Raw genomic sequence first — 16093 nt, 5'->3', positions numbered from 1 at the left:
TGATTCAGGCCGATACAGGCCGTAGGAAAAACACCCACTCCCGCCCCACCTTCCTCTTCTCAAACACCTTCAAATCCGCCAGCCCGTTCAAGGTCGCCGACGCGGTGTTGTAAGAGCAGTTGAGATTTTCCTTCACATTAACTGCCGTAAATTCCTTGGCCATCCCGCTCTTGGCCACCTGGAATACGGCACGCTGCTTCTCGGTCAATTGCTCAAAAAAACCGGACGCCAACAACCAGCGATCAAAGCTGTCGGCGTACGCCAGACTTTTCCGATACGCCTTGGTGAAACCACTGACAGCACGCAAGACGACCGAACACTGGAAATCAATGAAGTACGTCAAGTCGAGGTCATCAGCTTCAGTGTTCAGGTAAGAGCGCCCGTACTTCACTGGCGCATTGCGCAACAAAATGCTGATCGCAATGTAACGAAAGGCAGAGAAGTCACTCTTGAACATGTACCAGTAGAACAACGCCCGCGCGACCCGCCCGTTCCCATCACGGAAAGGATGCTCATAGCCCAGGGCAAAATGCAGCGCGATGCCTTTGATCAGGGGATGAAGGTATTCCACGTGCTCAGGATCGTTGTGCGACTGGTTGATCCACTTCGCCAGCAACTGCAATCGTGACATCACCCCCGCTGCAGGAGGGGGCGTATGAACGGTGTTGCCTTCGCCATCCTGCACCACCACGTCATCGCTGCCCCTGAACTCCCCTGGCGAATATTGCGCATCATCAATACCTTCGACGCCAACCCGGTGCATGTCCAAAATCAGCGCGACACTCAGGGGTTCATAACGTTTTTCCCAGGCGAAGTTCATCATTTTGAAATTGCCGATCACCATTCGCTCATCCGGCGTGCGCGGCCGGCGCTTGCGCTTGAGCATGTCCTTGGCCACACGCGTGGTCGTCGCTGCACCTTCGAGTTGGCTGCTGCTGATCGCTTCGTCTTCGATCAGATCATTCAACAGATAGCTGAAATGCGCATGCTCGCCGATCTGACTGGTCATGAATTCCAGTGCAGCCGTTGTGGTTTGTCGATCGACGGCGGAAACCGCCTTGTGCGCCAGCGGCGTGAGCATGAAGTTGCCCCACCGAACAGGCTCGCCCAGCGGCAAAAGACTTGAGTACTGTGCCGTTCTGGCTTTCTTTACCAGCGCCCAACACAGGTTCGAATCCAGCCCCGGCGCCCAGCGATAACGCAACTCATCGAAGGGAAGATAGCGTCCCTGATCATCCAGCGGTTTGAGCAGGGCGAGGTAATCCGAGAGGCGCTCTTTGTGGGGTGACTTCCCCAACAGGTCGAACACCGGATCGGTCCGCCCCTTCAGCTTCGGTGGCTTTTTCATTATTGCTGTCTCAAAACCTCATGAAACTGAAGCTTGAGTACAGCATTCAGGTCCCTCTGACTCAATATCAGAGGTTTCTGAAATAGTTGTAGGAGCCGAGGATGCCTTCGCGGGCAAGCCTCGCTCCTACAGGGAATATGTCGTTCGCAAATTATACGGTCGACTCAAAACCTGTAGGAGCAAGGCTTGCCCGCGAAGGCGTCTTTGAATCCAACAAAAGTCAGGCGGGTTCTTTCTTGATGCGGAACCATGCCGCATACAGCGCCGGCAAAAACAGCAACGTCAACGCCGTCGCAACAATCAATCCACCCATGATCGCCACCGCCATCGGCCCGAAGAACACGCTGCGGGACAGCGGGATCATCGCCAATACGGCGGCGAGTGCGGTCAGCACGATCGGCCGGAAACGACGCACTGTGGCTTCGATAATCGCCTGCCACGGTTTGAGCCCGGCGGCGATGTCCTGCTCGATCTGGTCTACCAGAATCACCGAGTTACGCATGATCATCCCGGACAGCGCGATGGTCCCGAGCATGGCCACGAAACCGAACGGCTGGCGAAACACCATCAGGAACAGGGTCACCCCGATCAATCCCAATGGCGCTGTAAGAAACACCATCACCGTGCGTGAGAAGCTTCGCAGTTGCAGCATCAACAACGTCAGCACCACCACGATGAACAGCGGCACACCGGCCTTCACCGAATTCTGCCCACGGGCGGAATCTTCCACGGTGCCGCCGACTTCCAGCAAGTAGCCGTCAGGCAGCTCCGCGCGGATCGGATCGAGCGTCGGCATGATCTGCTGCACCAGCGTCGCCGGTTGTTCCTTGCCATAGATATCGGCGCGGACCGTCACGTTCGGCAAGCGGTTGCGGTGCCAGATGATGCCCTCTTCAAAACCGTATTCCAGCGTCGCGATCTGCGACAACGCCACGCTGCGACCGTTGTCGGTCGGCACCGCCAGGCTTGGCAGCAACGACAGTTCAGTGCGTTCATGCAACGTGCCGCGCAGCAGGATTTCGATCAACTCGTTGTCTTCGCGGTACTGACTGACGCTGGAACCGGTCAGCGAGCTTTGCAAAAACTTCGACAGGTTCGCCGTGCTCACGCCCAGCGCTCGGGCGCGGTCCTGATCGACGTTCAGATAAACCACTTTGCTCGGCTCTTCCCAGTCCAGGTGGACGTTGGCCACATGGGGATTCTCGCGAACCTTGGCCGCCACTTTTCGAGCCAGGGCGCGGACATCCTCGATGTGTTCGCCGGTGACCCGGAACTGCACCGGATAGCCCACTGGCGGGCCGTTTTCCAGACGCGTCACCCGCGAACGCAGGGCCGGGAATTGCTCGTTGAGGGTTTCGATCAGCCAGGTGCGCAGGGTTTCGCGGTCCTCGATGGTCTTGGCCAGGACGACAAACTGGGCGAAGCTCGCCGCAGGAAGTTGCTGATCCAGCGGCAGGTAAAAGCGCGGCGAACCGGTACCGACGTAGGCCACGTAATTATCGATGCCGGCGTGATCCTTCAGTAAACCTTCAAGGCGTTTAACCTCGTCGGCGGTGTTGCTCAGCGAAGCGCCTTCGGCCAGTTTCAGATCGACCATCAACTCCAGTCGTCCCGAGGCCGGGAAGAACTGCTGCGGTACAAAACGGAACAACACGATGGAGGCGATAAACAACACCACTGTCAGCGTGATCACCGTTTTGCGCCAGCGCACGCACCATTCCACCAGCCGTCGGACACGTTCATAAAAAGGCGTGTCGTACGGATCAGGCTGACCAATGCCGTGTTTCGCTGCATGAATCTTCGCCAGGTCCGGCAAGAGTTTTTCCCCCAGATACGGTACGAAAACCACAGCGGCAATCCACGACGCCAGCAGCGCGATGGTCACTACCTGGAAGATCGAGCGCGTGTACTCGCCAGTGCCCGATTGCGCAGTGGCAATCGGCAGGAAACCGGCGGCCGTGATCAGCGTGCCGGTGAGCATCGGGAACGCGGTGCTGGTCCAGGCGTAACTCGCGGCTTTGATCCGGTCAAAGCCCTGCTCCATTTTGATCGCCATCATTTCCACGGCGATGATCGCGTCGTCCACTAGCAAGCCCAACGCCAGCACCAACGCGCCAAGGGAAATCTTGTGCAGGCCGATGCCCAGGTAATACATGCAGGCGAAGGTCATCGCCAACACCAGCGGAATCGCCAGCGCCACTACCATGCCGGTGCGTACGCCGAGGGAGAAGAAGCTCACCAACAGGACGATGGCCAGGGCTTCCACCAACACTTGCACAAACTCACCAACACCGGTTTTCACCGCGGCGGGTTGATCGGAAACCTTGCGCAGTTGCATGCCGGCCGGAAGGTTTTTCTGGATCCTGGCGAACTCGATTTCCAGCGCCTTGCCCAGCACCAGAATGTCGCCGCCTTCCTTCATCGCCACGGCCAGACCGATGGCGTCTTCGGCCATGAAACGCATGCGCGGCGCCGGAGGATCGTTGAAGCCACGACGCACGTCCGCGACATCGGAGATACGGAACGTGCGATCACCGACGCGAATCGGGAAGTTCCTGATCTCTTCGACCGTCTGAAAATTCCCCGAAACCCGTAGCTGCAATCGCTCACTGGTGGTTTCAAAGAAACCGGCCGTGGACATCGCGTTCTGCTCTTCAAGCGCCTGCTGCACCGCCGCCAACGGCAAACCGAGAGTGGCGAGTTTGACGTTGGAGAGTTCGATCCAGACCTTCTCGTCCTGCAACCCGAGCAGGTCGACCTTGCCCACATCCTTGACCCGTTGCAGCTGAATCTGGATGCGGTCGGCGTAGTCCTTGAGCACCGCGTAATCAAAACCGTCGCCGGTCAGCGCGTAGATGTTGCCGAAGGTGGTGCCGAATTCATCGTTGAAGAACGGGCCCTGAATGCCCGGTGGCAATGTATGACGAATGTCGCCGATCTTCTTGCGGACCTGGTACCAGAGATCCGGAATCTCCACCGAGTGCATGGAGTCACGCGCAACGAACGTCACCTGGGATTCACCCGGTCGAGAGAACGACACGATGCGCTCGTACTCGCCGGTTTCCATCAGCTTCTTTTCAATGCGTTCGCTGACCTGGCGCGACACTTCCTCGGCGGTGGCCCCCGGCCAGTTGGTGCGGATCACCATGGCCTTGAAGGTGAACGGCGGGTCTTCGCTCTGGCCCAGCTTGGTGTAGGAAAGTGCGCCGACAATCGCCAGCAACAGCATCAGGAACAGTACGATCTGGCGGTTACGCAGCGCCCATTCGGAAAGATTGAAACCCATCAGGGATTACTCCTTGCCCGCTAGATTGACCACGCGGTTGGAGCGATCCACCGGGCGCACTTGCTGCCCGTCGTGAAGCACATGCACACCGGCCGCCACCACCCAGTCACTGGCGTTCAGGCCTTCGAGCACCGGCACGGTTTTCTCGCCGAACGGGCCGACCCGGACCGGCGCTTTCTTCAGGGTGTTGTTGACGCTGAGCACCCAAACGTAAGTGGCACCGTTTTCGGCGGTAACCGCCGAGAGCGGCACCGACAGCGCCACGACGTCGGCAGTCTGGATAAACACCCGGGCGCTCTGGCCGAGCTCGGCCGGAACCTTGCCGGCGTTGAAGGCAATGCGGGCAGCGAAGGTGCGGGATTTCGGGTCGGCGGCAGGCGACAACTCACGGATGCGCCCGGCAAAACGCTGGTCAGGTTGCGTCCAGAGTTCCACCGACACCGGCTGCCCGACCTTGAAACGACCGAAGCTCTGTTCCGGCAGGCTGATCAACACTTCGCGCTCGCCATCGGTGGCGAGGGTAAACACGGTTTGACCGGCGGCGACAACTTGCCCGACTTCCACCGCTCGCTTGGCCACCACACCATCCTGAGGAGCACGCAGCACGGCGTAGCTGGCCTGGTTGGTCGAGACGTTGAATTCGGCCTTGATCTGCTTCAGGCGCGCTTCACCGGATCTGTATAGATTTTCGGAATTGTCGTACTGCGAGCGGCTGACCATCTGACGATCCATCAGGGTCTTGTAGCGATCGCGCTCGGCACGTACGAGATTGAGATTGGCTTCGGCAGCCGCGACCTCAGCGCGGGTGGCTTCCAGTTGCAGGCGGACGTCCTGGGGATCGAGTTCGGCCAGCGGTTGATCGGCCTTGACCCGCTGTCCTTCTTCGACCAGTCGTCGGCTGACTTTGCCGCCAATGCGAAACGCCAGATCCGGCTCGTAGCGAGCACGGACTTCACCGGGATAGCTTTCCATCGCCTGTGTCGAAGGCTCTGGCTGCACCACCATGGCCGGTCGGACGGTGACTTGCGGTGCCTCTTCGTGACCACACGCAGACAATAAAAGCGCCAGACTGACTGGCAATGCGAGGGGCAAGGCATAGCGGAACATGGTGAAGGACCTTTCGCTAATGGTGCTTGGAATAATTATACTGACCAGTATGTTATTAATAGCAAACTCACCAGTCCAGTATTAAAAGCGAATAATGCCGAACAACTTTTCAGCACCCAATGGTCCGGGCCGCCCCAAGGATCTGGCCAAACGCCAGGCAATCCTCGATGCGGCGAAAATCCTGTTCCTGAGCAATGGCTATGCGAGCACCAGCATGGACGCCGTCGCGGCTGAAGCTGGCGTGTCGAAGCTGACCGTCTACAGCCATTTCAACGACAAGGAGACGTTGTTCTCCGCCGCCGTTGTCGCCAAATGCGAAGAGCAATTGCCTACGCTGTTTTTCGAATTGCCTGACGGCATTTCAGTGGAGACGGTGTTGTTGAATATCGCGCGCGGCTTTCATCACCTGATCAACAGCGATGAATCGGTGAACCTGCACCGGTTGATGATGACGCTGGGCAGCCAGGATCCGAAACTCTCGCAGATCTTCTTCGAGGCCGGGCCGGAGCGCATGCTGCATGGCATGGAGCGGCTGCTGACCAAGGTTGATCAAAGCGGTGTGTTGAGCATCGACAAGCCACGTAACGCGGCGGAGCATTTCTTTTGCCTGCTCAAGGGCGCGGGGAATTTTCGGTTGTTGTATGGCTGTGGCGAACCGTTGACCGGGGATGCGGCGGAGGAACATGTGCGGGAAGTGGTGGAGTTGTTTATGCGGGCTTATCGGCCAGAGACAGCCTGTTAATTATTGGGTGTCTGGACTGGCCTCTTCGCGGGCAAGCCTCGCTCCTACAGGGGCCGCGGTGCTTTTGTAGGAGCGAGGCTTGCCCGCGAAGGGCGCGACTCGGTCTTAAGGCTTGAGCGCCTTCTTCGGATAAATGTCATACCGACTGGATTTCCCGTCCAGCGCATGACTCGGCTTCGGCCCGGCAATGCACGGTGCCTTGCGCGGACGCTTCACCACCACCCGGTGGCTGGCCAATGCCAACGCCGCTTCGAGCAACGCCGGCGCATCCGGGTCATCCCCCACCAACGGCCGGAACAGGCGCATTTCCTTCTTCACCAGCGCAGTTTTCTCACGATGGGGAAACATCGGGTCGAGGTAGATGACCTGCGGCGGCTCGCCTTCCCAGTTGCGCATGACTTCGATCGAGTTGCCCTTGAGCAATCGCATACGCGCCACAATCGACGCCACGTCGAAATCTTCCGCGCCGCGCGCCAGACCATCCTCAAGCAAGGCGCCAATCAGCGGCTGACGTTCGATCAGGCTCATCTCACAACCCAGGCTCGCCAGCACGAACGCGTCCTTGCCCAGCCCCGCCGTGGCGTCCAGCACCCGCGGGCGCAAGCCTTGGGCGATGCCGACCGCCTTGGCGATCATCTGGCCGGTGCCACCGCCGAACAAGCGGCGATGGGCGGCGCCACCCTCGACGAAGTCCACCCGCACCGGTCCCGGTGCGTCCGGGCCGAGCTGTTGCAGTTGCAAACCCTGTTCACCCACCTGCAAGGCAAATTCACCGTCATCGACCTGCAAAGGCAGGCCCAGGCGCTCGGCCCATTGCTCGGCCTGTGGCTGAAAAGCCGTGCCCAGGGCCTCGACATGGATGCGGCAAGCCGCCGGTTGCTCAATCATGGGAAAACACGCTCAAAAAAATTAATGATCGGCAGAAACGGCCGATAACAAAACTAACGAGCATTTTGCCAGAGCTGAGCGTCGACCGAGAGAAATGTCAGACATTCAACGCACATCGATAGGTTACATCTCGCCCCACGGCGATTTTGGCCTGCGAAACTCCCAAGCACTGAGCGGCGTCAGTCACCTGTGGCAGGATTTCTTTGCCCAGGCCCTGGCCGAACAGTCGGGCGATGTCGTGCCGGCGTCTCTCAACTTTCCACCGGTCGATCTCGAAAGCCCGGAAGAACCCACGGTTGGCAGTGAACTGCTGGCGCACATCGTTTCCCAGCGTGAATGCGATGTGAAGGAAACCCAGGTCAAGCCACCCGAGCCGCTGTTCCTGCCGATCGCCGAGTTCGAAATGGACCTGGCCGACAAACCATTCCCACCGTTCCCACCGGAAGAAATCGCTGCCCAGCAAAAGCAGCAGAACTTCGAAAGCGGCTGGGTTCGCCCGATCGTACTGACGGCGGGGCAACCCGTGCCAGAAGCCGGCCCGGCACCGCAACCACGTCCACTGCACCTGCCGATCGCCGAATTCGAAATGGACCTGCTGGACAAGCCATTCCCGCCGTTCCCGCCGGAAGAACTGGCGGAACAACAGAAAAACTTCGATTTCGATATCGGCTGGGCGCGCCCGATCGTGTTGCAGAACCTGCGCATCGCCGCCTGACCCTCAGCGACACCCTCTCCTCACGCAGCCGCATCAGTTTGTAGCGGGTGAGCGATCACCCGCAAAAACCGCGTTGTCAGCCTTTGAACAATTGATTGGCCTGTGCGTACGGCATCGACCGCGAGGTAAAGCCGAACGTGCCCGAGGTCTTGATCTCTTCGGCTGCTCGGTAGAATTCACCAAGCGCTGCCAGCGCAAGCGCCGAACCGACGCTGATACGCTTGACGCCCATTTCGCTCAACTGCTCGACCGTCAATTTCAACCCGCCGGACATCAACACATTGACCGGTTTCGGCGCCACGGCGCGCACCACCGCCAACACGTCTTCAGCACTGCGCAATCCCGGCGCATAGAGCACGTCGGCGCCCGCCTCGGCAAAGGCCTGCAAGCGGCGAATGGTGTCGTCCAGATCGGGATTGCCATGCAGAAAATTCTCGGCCCGGGCCGTCAGCGTGAACGGGAACGGCAAACTGCGGGCGGCGGCGACGGCGGCTTCGATTCGCGCCACTGCATGCTCGAAGCAGTAAATCGGCGCGTCTGCACGTCCCGTGGCGTCTTCGATCGAACCACCGACAGCGCCTGCTGCAGCGGCTCGCAGAATGCTTTGGGCGCATTCGGCGGGGTCGTCGGCAAAACCGTTTTCCAGATCGACCGCAACCGGCAGGTCCGTCGCCGCGACAATCGCCCGAACGTTCGCCAGGGTATCGTCCAGCGTCAGCCCACCATCGGGTCGCCCCTGAGAAAAGGCAAAACCGGCACTGGTGGTCGCCAGCGCCTCGAAGCCCAGGTTGGCGAGCATTTTCGCCGAGCCGGCGTCCCACGGGTTGGGAATGACAAAAGCCCCGGCGCGTTCATGCAGTGCTTTGAAGGCTTGGGCTCGAAGGGTTTGCGCATCCATTGGCAGGCTCCTGAAAAAGGCAGGGAATCCGCCTCAGAGCAGGCCAAGTTGCTCCGCGGCGGGCTCTCTGTATAGCTCAGGCAGCGGCGGCAAGCCAGGTAAACGCAGCATCAGCTTTGCGTGAAAACGTTGCGCCAGTTTCGCCGCCAGCAGGTTGTCGGCGGTGTGCAGGAAGATATACGGCGTGCGCCCTTCTTCGATCCACAAGGCGATTTTCTCGACCCAGGGCACCAGGAACGGGTCGTTGGCTTCCAGTTGCGGATGGCCAATGAAGCGCACTTGCGGGAATTGCGTGAAGGCCGCCGGACGTGGCGGAACCCTGGGTTTCTTCGATTGGGCGTGGAGCACCGACGGATCGGTGGACGTGCAACTGAACAACGCCCGCGGATCGAGGCAGATGCGTTCGACCCCGCGATCCAGCAGCAGGCGATTGAGCGAGCGCTCGGCCTCACCCTTGGCGAAGAAATCGTCATGCCGCACTTCGATGGCCAGCGGCCGGTCCACTGCGTCGATAAAACCCGCCAGCTCGTGCAATCGTTGCGGCGTGAAGCTTTTCGACAACTGCAACCACAGCGGCGACACCCGCTCGCCCAAAGGGCTGAGCAATTGCAGGAAGGTTTCGGTGGCGGTCAATTGTTCGCGCAGGTCACCGCCGTGGCTGATGTCGCCGGGGAATTTGGCGGTGAAGCGAAAGTGTTCGGGCATGGTCTCGGCCCAACGCTGCACGGTGCTGGCAGCCGGGCTCGCGTAGAAGGTCGTGTTGCCTTCCACGGCGTTGAACACTTGAGAATACAGATTGAGAAATTCGGAGGTTTTCGCGTCTTGCGGATAAAGATAATCGCGCCAGGCGTTTTCACTCCAGGACGGGCAGCCAAGGTAGTAAGGCAGCCGCATCAGATATACAGGTCGAGACCCATCACATCCGAATCCCAATCGACAAAATTGGCGGTGCTGAGGTAGCTGGCCAGGGCCATCGCGACGCTTTTACTCATGGCGCGGTGGTAAATCATGTCTTGTTGGCGCGCCGGCAGATTGCTCAGGCGTTGCGCGGAGGCTTTGGCGGCGCGGGCGGCCATTTGCTCTTCCGAAGGGAACTCCAGCTCGCCCTCGATATCGACGGAATCGTCCTCAACCACATGCCCTTTGCGAGGCTTGCGCTTGATGGGGTAGGACTGAGAGGAAAGGCCGTCTATGCGCATAATGTCATGCTCGGTATCAGTGATGGCAGTTTAGTGGCGCATAGCCCACTTCGCAAACCGCTTGGTGATAACTAGAACACAGAATTGCGAAAAGGTTTAAAGGCGGGGGGATAAAACGACGATTGGTTACATCCATTAGATCGTCTTCGCGGGCAAGCCTCGCTCCTACAGGATTCACTCAAACCCTTGTAGGAGCGAGGCTTGCCCGCGAACGGAACAACTCGGTATCGCTGATTAACGCGCCTTGGGCGTCGCAACCTTGTCCCGCAGATAAACCGGCTGCGCCTCGTCCGCCACAATCGCTTCACCCCGTTCCCAGGCAAATCGCGCCAGGGTCAGCAGGTCTTCGGCGTGAGGCAGCATGCCTGCGTCCTGACCGCTCAGGCTGACGGCGATGCGATCGGCATAACCCCAACCGGTGCCGGCGCCAAACCAGTCACCGCTGGCATCCGCCGGCAACGCCGCCACTTCCGGCGGCAATACAGCTTCGTTGCCGACCAGACGCATCTCACCCGCCGTTTCGCGGTAGCAGCCCCAATACACTTCATCCATGCGCGCATCGATGGCGGCCGCGACCTGGCTCACACCGTGTTCGCGATACGCCCGCTGCGCCAGCACCGCCAGGTTCGACACCGGCAGGACCGGGCGATCCAGGGCAAACGCCAGGCCCTGTACCACGCCGATGGCGATACGCACGCCAGTGAATGCGCCCGGCCCACGGCCAAAAGCGATGGCATCGACCGCTTGCAAGGTGGTCCCGGCATCGGCGAGCAATTGCTGGATCATCGGCAACAGCTTCTGCGCATGCAGGCGCGGGATCACCTCGTAATGGCTCGTCACTTTGCCGTCATGCAGCAAGGCAACGGAGCAAGCTTCAGTCGCGGTGTCCAGGGCCAGCAAGGTGCTCATCGATGTTTCCGTAAGAGAGGTCAGAAAAAGTGCGCCAGTATAAACAACTACGGCCCGCAAGCGGGCCGTAGAAGATGAAGCGGTTCAGACTTTTCAGCTCAGCGCTTCAAGCACCTTGCCGGTGATCGCTTCAACCGAACCGACACCAGCAATGTGGCTGTACTTCGGTTTGCCTTGAGCCGCCGACAGCTTCTGGTAGAAATCCACCAGTGGCTTGGTCTGCGAGTGGTAGACCGACAGGCGATGACGCACGGTTTCTTCAGTGTCGTCCTTGCGCTGCACCAGATCTTCACCGGTGATGTCGTCTTTACCAGCAACTTTTGGCGGGTTGTAGACGGTGTGGTACACGCGGCCGCTGGCCTCGTGAACACGACGACCAGCAATACGCTGAACGATTTCTTCGTCATCGACCGCGATTTCGACCACGTGGTCCAGCTCGACGCCGGCCTTCACCAGGGCTTCAGCCTGAGGAATGGTGCGCGGGAAACCGTCGAACAGGAAACCGTTGGCGCAATCCGCCTGGCTGATGCGCTCCTTGACCAGATTGATGATCAGGTCATCGGAAACCAGGCCACCGCTGTCCATGACGCTCTTGGCGATCAGGCCCAGCTCGGTGCCGGCCTTGACCGCAGCACGCAGCATGTCGCCGGTGGAGATTTGCGGGATGCCGAACTTTTCGGTGATGAACTTAGCCTGAGTACCTTTACCGGCCCCGGGAGCTCCCAGCAGAATGACGCGCATCGATGTGCTCCTCAATTTTTATATAGATAACAAAGGATTCGCCTCGTGGGGCCAATCTCAAAACAGGGTCGTGACCGCCCAAACGGCCAAAGGCTGATCAAGATACACAGCAGATCCTACGCACACAAGCCGTCGAAAGTCGGAGAAACCCGCGCCTTGCGTGACCTTGCGACGGGGTACCCCAAGTCGCAACCCCATCATTAAGTGTCGCCTTGCAGCACTTTCCAACCCCGCGCAAACCGGCACTCGACGCCCGCGTCGAGTGCCCGAACCCACGACGAAAACCTTAGCCGGTATTTCGCAAACCGGCGGCAATCCCCGCCACAGACACCAGCAACGCCTGTTCTACCGGGCTGCCCTGCGCCACTTCCTGCAGGCGCGAACGTGCCAGCAACTCCGCCTGCAATAGATGAAGCGGGTCGAGGTAGGTGTTGCGCAAGCGGATGAATTCGAGGGTAGCTGGGCTATGTGCCAGTAGCTGCGACTGACCGGTCAACCCCAGAACAATCGAACACGCCTGCGACAATAGGTCGCGTAAGTGCGCACCCAAAGGCAGCAGATCCGGCTCGACCAGCCGCTCATCGTAGGAGCGGGCGATATCCGCGTCGGCCTTGGCCAGGACCATCTCCAGCATGTCGATGCGCGTGCGGAAGAATGGCCACTGCTCGCGCATTTGCCCCAGCAGCTCGCCTTCGCCCCGCGCCAGCGCCTTGCTTAACGCGGCTTCCCAGCCGAGCCAGGCCGGCAACATCAAGCGGGTCTGGGTCCAACCGAAGATCCACGGGATCGCCCGCAGGCTTTCGATCCCGCCAGCGCGGCGCTTGGCCGGGCGACTGCCCAGTGGCAGGCGCCCCAACTCCTGCTCCGGGGTGGACTGGCGGAAATACTCGACGAATTGCGGATTTTCCCGCACCACGGCGCGGTAAGCACTGACACCGTCTGCCGCCAATTCGTCCATCAAATGGCGCCAGGCGGGTTGCGGTGGTGGCGGTGGCAACAACGTCGCCTCCAGCACCGCCGCCAGGTACAGGTTGAGATTTTGCTCGGCGATGTCCGGCAGGCCGAATTTGAAACGAATCATTTCCCCCTGCTCGGTGGTGCGGAAACGCCCCGCCACCGACCCCGGCGGCTGCGACAGAATCGCCGCGTGCGCCGGACCGCCACCACGCCCCACGGTGCCACCGCGACCGTGGAACAACAGCAGTTCCACTTGCTGCTCGCGACAGATGTCGACCAGACGCTCCTGCGCCCGATACTGCGCCCAGGCCGCCGCCGTGGTGCCGGCGTCCTTGGCCGAGTCGGAATAGCCGATCATCACTTCCTGCGGGCCTTGCAGGCGCGCACGATAACCCGGCAGCAGCAACAGTTTTTCAATCACCGGGCCGGCGTTATCGAGGTCGGCAAGGGTTTCGAACAGCGGCACCACGCGCATCGGCCGCAAAACACCAGACTCTTTGAGCAACAGTTGCACGGCCAGCACGTCGGAAGCGGCGCCGGCCATGGATATCACGTACGAACCGAGCGAAGCGCCCGGTGCGGCGGCGATTTCCCGGCACGTGGCGAGCACTTCAGCGGTGTCGGCGGAGGGTTTGAAGTACGCCGGCAACAACGGCCGACGGTTGTTCAACTCGCGCATCAGGAAGGCGATGCGCTCCTCTTCGCTCCAGTCTTCGTAGCGACCGAGCCCGAGGTAATCGGTGATTTCCGTCATCGCCGCCGTGTGGCGGGACGAGTCCTGACGTACATCGAGACGCACCAGGAACAAGCCGAAGGTCACCGCACGACGCAGGCAATCGAGTAGCGGTCCATCAGCGATCACGCCCATGCCGCACTCATGCAGCGACTGGTAGCAGAGCTCCAGCGGGTCGAGCAAATCGCGGTTGTTTTGCAGCACATCGGCGGGGGCCGGCGTGGCGGTTGTCAAGGATGTGTGGGCCCAGCTTCGAGTGGCGCGCAGGCGTTCGCGCAGCTGTTTAAGGACGGCACGATAGGGTTCGGCGCTGTCGCCTGCCTTGGCTTTCAACGCGTCGCTGGCCTGTTGCATCGACAGCTCGGCGGCGAGGTGATCGACATCGCGCACGTACAGATCGGCGGCCATCCAGCGTGCCAGCAGCAACACCTCACGGGTCACGGCAGCCGTGACGTTGGGGTTGCCATCGCGGTCGCCGCCCATCCACGAAGCAAAGCGAATCGGCGCGGCTTCCAGCGGCAAATGCAGGCCGGTGGCGTCATGCAGGGCTTTATCGGCCTTGCGCAAATAGTTCGGGATCGCTTGCCACAGCGAATGCTCGATCACCGCGAAACCCCATTTGGCTTCGTCCACCGGGGTCGGGCGGGTGCGACGGATTTCTTCGGTGTGCCACGCTTCGGCGATCAGGCGCTGCAATTTCGATTGAATCTGCTCGCGCTCGGCGCTGGTCAGGTCGCGGTGATCCTGAGCGGCAAGTTGCGCAGCGATGGCGTCGTACTTCTGGATCAGCGTGCGGCGCGCGACTTCGGTCGGGTGCGCAGTCAACACCAGTTCGATTTCCAGGCGCCCCAACTGTCGTGCCAGGGATTCGGCCGCATGACCTTCGGCCAGCAGGCGCGTTAGCAACTCCGGCAATACGCGCGCCTCGAACGGCGCGGGCTGGGACTCTTCGCGGCGATGGATCAGTTGATATTGCTCGGCGATGTTGGCCAGGTTGAGAAACTGGTTGAACGCCCGCGCCACCGGCAGCAACTCGTCTTCGCTCAGCTGATTGAGGCTGGCGCTCAGTTCGGCGTCCATCGAACCGCGACGGTCGGCCTTGGCGCCTTTGCGGATCTGCTCGATCTTGTCGAGAAAATCGTCCCCGTACTGTTCACGAATGGTGTTGCCCAACAGCTCACCCAACAGGTGAACATCCTCGCGCAAGCGTGCATCAATATCGGTCATCAGCCGTTCTCCAGCGAAAAATCCGGGGTGCCTTGTGGTTCAAGAGTGCCGCCGTAAAGCGCTTCTTACAAGCACACGACGAAGGGACTTTAAACCCCGGGCACGCAAGCTAGTCTGAAGAGTAAGCCGCACAACGGCTTTCGCCGGCCATGGCCGGACACTTACCCGGCCTGCTACGAACAGGCGTGCCATGAGGTTTTTATGAAAATCCGCGAGCTTGCCCATCATTGGGAAGAAAACGCCAAGGGTCGCCTGACCGACACCGGCTACTCGATTCATCTGGATGTGGAGGCCGCCGCGCGCTTGGCGGCGATCATCGAGATGTACCCCAAGCGGCACCCTGAAGAACTGCTCGGCGAGTTGATCGGCGCGGCGCTCGAAGAGCTGGAAAAGAGCTTCCCGTACGTGAAAGGCTCGACCATCGTGGCCACCGACGAAGAAGGCGATCCGCTGTACGAAGACATCGGCCCGACCCCGCGTTTTCTCGCGCTGTCCCGGCGGCATTTGCACGATTTGTCGTCTGGTGAGGACAAGCAGAAACACTGAATTCACCGCAGAACCTGTGGGAGCGAGCTTGCTCGCGATAGCGGTGTGTCAGGCGACATCAATGTTGAATGTTAAGCCGCCATCGCGAGCAGGCTCGCTCCCACATTTGACCTGCGTGACTTTCAACAATTGCGTGTTTCCGCCCTTGGAATACCCCCTCCTATCGCCAAAGTTCCCGATTTAGAGCCTTGTCCGTTCGGTCAAAGTTTTTCGGGCGACAGGCCATATTCTCTGAACTTTTAAAAAATGCCTCGGGTCGTAACCAGTAACCACGCCTGGGACGGCCGTTTCAAAACGCTTCGGAAATTGATGGTTGCGGCTCCTTGCCCAGGATGGATGTTCAGTTTTTCAGGAGTTATTCCAATGGAGTTGAAGACCATGAAGATCAACACTGCCAAGCCCGCTTCCACCCCCCTGCGCAGCCTGAAACTGGCCGCCCTGGCCATCGGCAGCAGCTTCGTTCTGGCCGGTTGCGCCGGTAACCCGCCGACCGAGCAATACGCCGTGACCCAATCGGCCGTAAACAGCGCCGTCAGCGCGGGCGGCACCGAATTCTCGGCGGTTGAGATGAAGTCCGCCCAGGACAAGCTCAAACAAGCCGAAATCGCGATGCACGACCAAAAGTACGACGAAGCCCGAGTGCTCGCCGAACAGGCCGAGTGGGACGCGCGCGTCGCCGAACGCAAAGCCCAGGCGATCAAAGCCGAACAGGCGGTGAAGGACTCTCGGATTGGGGTTCAGGAACTGCGTCAGGAAAGCCGGCGCACCGTGCAATAAGCGCCGCCACGACGTACTTC

14 protein-coding genes are annotated in these 16093 nt (G+C 60.2%); 4 read left to right on the top strand and 10 right to left on the bottom strand.

Annotated elements, in window-relative coordinates; all coding sequences use genetic code 11:
• Nucleotides 1-4: 4 nt before the first annotated feature.
• From KGA82_RS27610 to KGA82_RS27600, 3 genes are all read right to left on the bottom strand, one after another.
• Nucleotides 5-1348, bottom strand: coding sequence for a Fic family protein (locus tag KGA82_RS27610; RefSeq protein ID WP_223453189.1), 1344 nt, complete (start codon nucleotides 1346-1348; stop codon nucleotides 5-7).
• A gap of 220 nt (nucleotides 1349-1568) precedes the next feature.
• Nucleotides 1569-4634, bottom strand: a complete 3066-nt coding sequence (locus KGA82_RS27605) for an efflux RND transporter permease subunit (protein WP_223453188.1) — start codon at nucleotides 4632-4634, stop codon at nucleotides 1569-1571.
• A 6-nt stretch (nucleotides 4635-4640) separates the two neighbouring features.
• On the bottom strand, nucleotides 4641-5741 hold the full coding sequence (locus tag KGA82_RS27600) for an efflux RND transporter periplasmic adaptor subunit (RefSeq protein WP_223453187.1): 1101 nt from the start codon (nucleotides 5739-5741) through the stop codon (nucleotides 4641-4643).
• Nucleotides 5742-5835: 94 nt separating this feature from the next.
• Between KGA82_RS27600 and KGA82_RS27595 the strand changes: the two genes are divergently transcribed.
• On the top strand, nucleotides 5836-6483 hold the full coding sequence (locus KGA82_RS27595; RefSeq protein WP_008039356.1) for a TetR/AcrR family transcriptional regulator: 648 nt from the start codon (nucleotides 5836-5838) through the stop codon (nucleotides 6481-6483).
• A 105-nt stretch (nucleotides 6484-6588) separates the two neighbouring features.
• Here KGA82_RS27595 and KGA82_RS27590 read toward each other — a convergent pair whose 3' ends face one another.
• Nucleotides 6589-7371, bottom strand: coding sequence for a class I SAM-dependent methyltransferase (locus tag KGA82_RS27590; RefSeq protein WP_263290802.1), 783 nt, complete (start codon nucleotides 7369-7371; stop codon nucleotides 6589-6591).
• Nucleotides 7372-7465: 94 nt separating this feature from the next.
• Between KGA82_RS27590 and KGA82_RS27585 the strand changes: the two genes are divergently transcribed.
• Nucleotides 7466-8086 carry an energy transducer TonB gene (locus KGA82_RS27585; protein WP_192228485.1) on the top strand — a complete coding sequence of 207 codons (621 nt, stop codon included), beginning with the start codon at nucleotides 7466-7468 and terminating at the stop codon, nucleotides 8084-8086.
• Nucleotides 8087-8162: 76 nt separating this feature from the next.
• Here KGA82_RS27585 and KGA82_RS27580 read toward each other — a convergent pair whose 3' ends face one another.
• The 6 genes from KGA82_RS27580 to ppc all read right to left on the bottom strand — a co-directional run bounded on the left by KGA82_RS27580 (nucleotide 8163) and on the right by ppc (nucleotide 14750).
• The gene (locus tag KGA82_RS27580) at nucleotides 8163-8984 is read right to left on the bottom strand and encodes an oxaloacetate decarboxylase (protein WP_192228484.1); all 822 of its coding nucleotides are present in this window, start codon (nucleotides 8982-8984) and stop codon (nucleotides 8163-8165) included.
• Between the two features lie 33 nt (nucleotides 8985-9017).
• Nucleotides 9018-9878 (bottom strand): DUF72 domain-containing protein, encoded by an 861-nt coding sequence (locus KGA82_RS27575; protein WP_008039350.1) that lies wholly within the window; start codon nucleotides 9876-9878, stop codon nucleotides 9018-9020.
• Nucleotides 9878-10183, bottom strand: coding sequence for a hypothetical protein (locus tag KGA82_RS27570; RefSeq protein WP_008035498.1), 306 nt, complete (start codon nucleotides 10181-10183; stop codon nucleotides 9878-9880). The genes KGA82_RS27575 and KGA82_RS27570 overlap by 1 nt, the downstream gene beginning before the upstream one ends.
• Nucleotides 10184-10417: 234 nt before the next feature.
• On the bottom strand, nucleotides 10418-11092 hold the full coding sequence (gene tsaB / locus KGA82_RS27565) for a tRNA (adenosine(37)-N6)-threonylcarbamoyltransferase complex dimerization subunit type 1 TsaB (RefSeq protein ID WP_223453186.1): 675 nt from the start codon (nucleotides 11090-11092) through the stop codon (nucleotides 10418-10420).
• 93 nt (nucleotides 11093-11185) lie between these two features.
• Nucleotides 11186-11833, bottom strand: a complete 648-nt coding sequence (adk, locus tag KGA82_RS27560; protein WP_008039344.1) for an adenylate kinase — start codon at nucleotides 11831-11833, stop codon at nucleotides 11186-11188.
• A 286-nt stretch (nucleotides 11834-12119) separates the two neighbouring features.
• On the bottom strand, nucleotides 12120-14750 hold the full coding sequence (gene ppc / locus KGA82_RS27555; RefSeq protein WP_192228482.1) for a phosphoenolpyruvate carboxylase: 2631 nt from the start codon (nucleotides 14748-14750) through the stop codon (nucleotides 12120-12122).
• A gap of 201 nt (nucleotides 14751-14951) precedes the next feature.
• Between ppc and KGA82_RS27550 the strand changes: the two genes are divergently transcribed.
• Nucleotides 14952-15296, top strand: coding sequence for a hypothetical protein (locus KGA82_RS27550; RefSeq protein ID WP_008024664.1), 345 nt, complete (start codon nucleotides 14952-14954; stop codon nucleotides 15294-15296).
• Between the two features lie 363 nt (nucleotides 15297-15659).
• On the top strand, nucleotides 15660-16073 hold the full coding sequence (locus KGA82_RS27545; RefSeq protein ID WP_223453185.1) for a DUF4398 domain-containing protein: 414 nt from the start codon (nucleotides 15660-15662) through the stop codon (nucleotides 16071-16073).
• Nucleotides 16074-16093 lie beyond the last annotated feature (20 nt).

The sequence above is a fragment of the Pseudomonas sp. BF-RE-22 genome (assembly GCF_019956155.1).
Lineage (GTDB): Bacteria > Pseudomonadota > Gammaproteobacteria > Pseudomonadales > Pseudomonadaceae > Aquipseudomonas > Aquipseudomonas migulae.
Note: the sequence above shows the minus strand (reverse complement) of the source record. Positions and strands in the feature narration are given on the sequence as shown.

What these genes read in the sequence shown, in the direction of transcription:
- KGA82_RS27585 (WP_192228485.1), top strand. Translation starts at nt 7,466, where the DNA reads ATGTCAGACATTCAACGCACATCGATAGGTTACATCTCGCCCCACGGC.
- KGA82_RS27590 (WP_263290802.1), bottom strand. Translation starts at nt 7,371, where the DNA reads ATGATTGAGCAACCGGCGGCTTGCCGCATCCATGTCGAGGCCCTGGGC.
- KGA82_RS27550 (WP_008024664.1), top strand. Translation starts at nt 14,952, where the DNA reads ATGAAAATCCGCGAGCTTGCCCATCATTGGGAAGAAAACGCCAAGGGT.
- KGA82_RS27580 (WP_192228484.1), bottom strand. Translation starts at nt 8,984, where the DNA reads ATGGATGCGCAAACCCTTCGAGCCCAAGCCTTCAAAGCACTGCATGAA.
- KGA82_RS27600 (WP_223453187.1), bottom strand. Translation starts at nt 5,741, where the DNA reads ATGTTCCGCTATGCCTTGCCCCTCGCATTGCCAGTCAGTCTGGCGCTT.
- tsaB (WP_223453186.1), bottom strand. Translation starts at nt 11,092, where the DNA reads ATGAGCACCTTGCTGGCCCTGGACACCGCGACTGAAGCTTGCTCCGTT.
- KGA82_RS27595 (WP_008039356.1), top strand. Translation starts at nt 5,836, where the DNA reads ATGCCGAACAACTTTTCAGCACCCAATGGTCCGGGCCGCCCCAAGGAT.
- KGA82_RS27605 (WP_223453188.1), bottom strand. Translation starts at nt 4,634, where the DNA reads ATGGGTTTCAATCTTTCCGAATGGGCGCTGCGTAACCGCCAGATCGTA.
- adk (WP_008039344.1), bottom strand. Translation starts at nt 11,833, where the DNA reads ATGCGCGTCATTCTGCTGGGAGCTCCCGGGGCCGGTAAAGGTACTCAG.
- KGA82_RS27575 (WP_008039350.1), bottom strand. Translation starts at nt 9,878, where the DNA reads ATGCGGCTGCCTTACTACCTTGGCTGCCCGTCCTGGAGTGAAAACGCC.
- KGA82_RS27570 (WP_008035498.1), bottom strand. Translation starts at nt 10,183, where the DNA reads ATGCGCATAGACGGCCTTTCCTCTCAGTCCTACCCCATCAAGCGCAAG.
- KGA82_RS27610 (WP_223453189.1), bottom strand. Translation starts at nt 1,348, where the DNA reads ATGAAAAAGCCACCGAAGCTGAAGGGGCGGACCGATCCGGTGTTCGAC.
- ppc (WP_192228482.1), bottom strand. Translation starts at nt 14,750, where the DNA reads ATGACCGATATTGATGCACGCTTGCGCGAGGATGTTCACCTGTTGGGT.
- KGA82_RS27545 (WP_223453185.1), top strand. Translation starts at nt 15,660, where the DNA reads ATGGAGTTGAAGACCATGAAGATCAACACTGCCAAGCCCGCTTCCACC.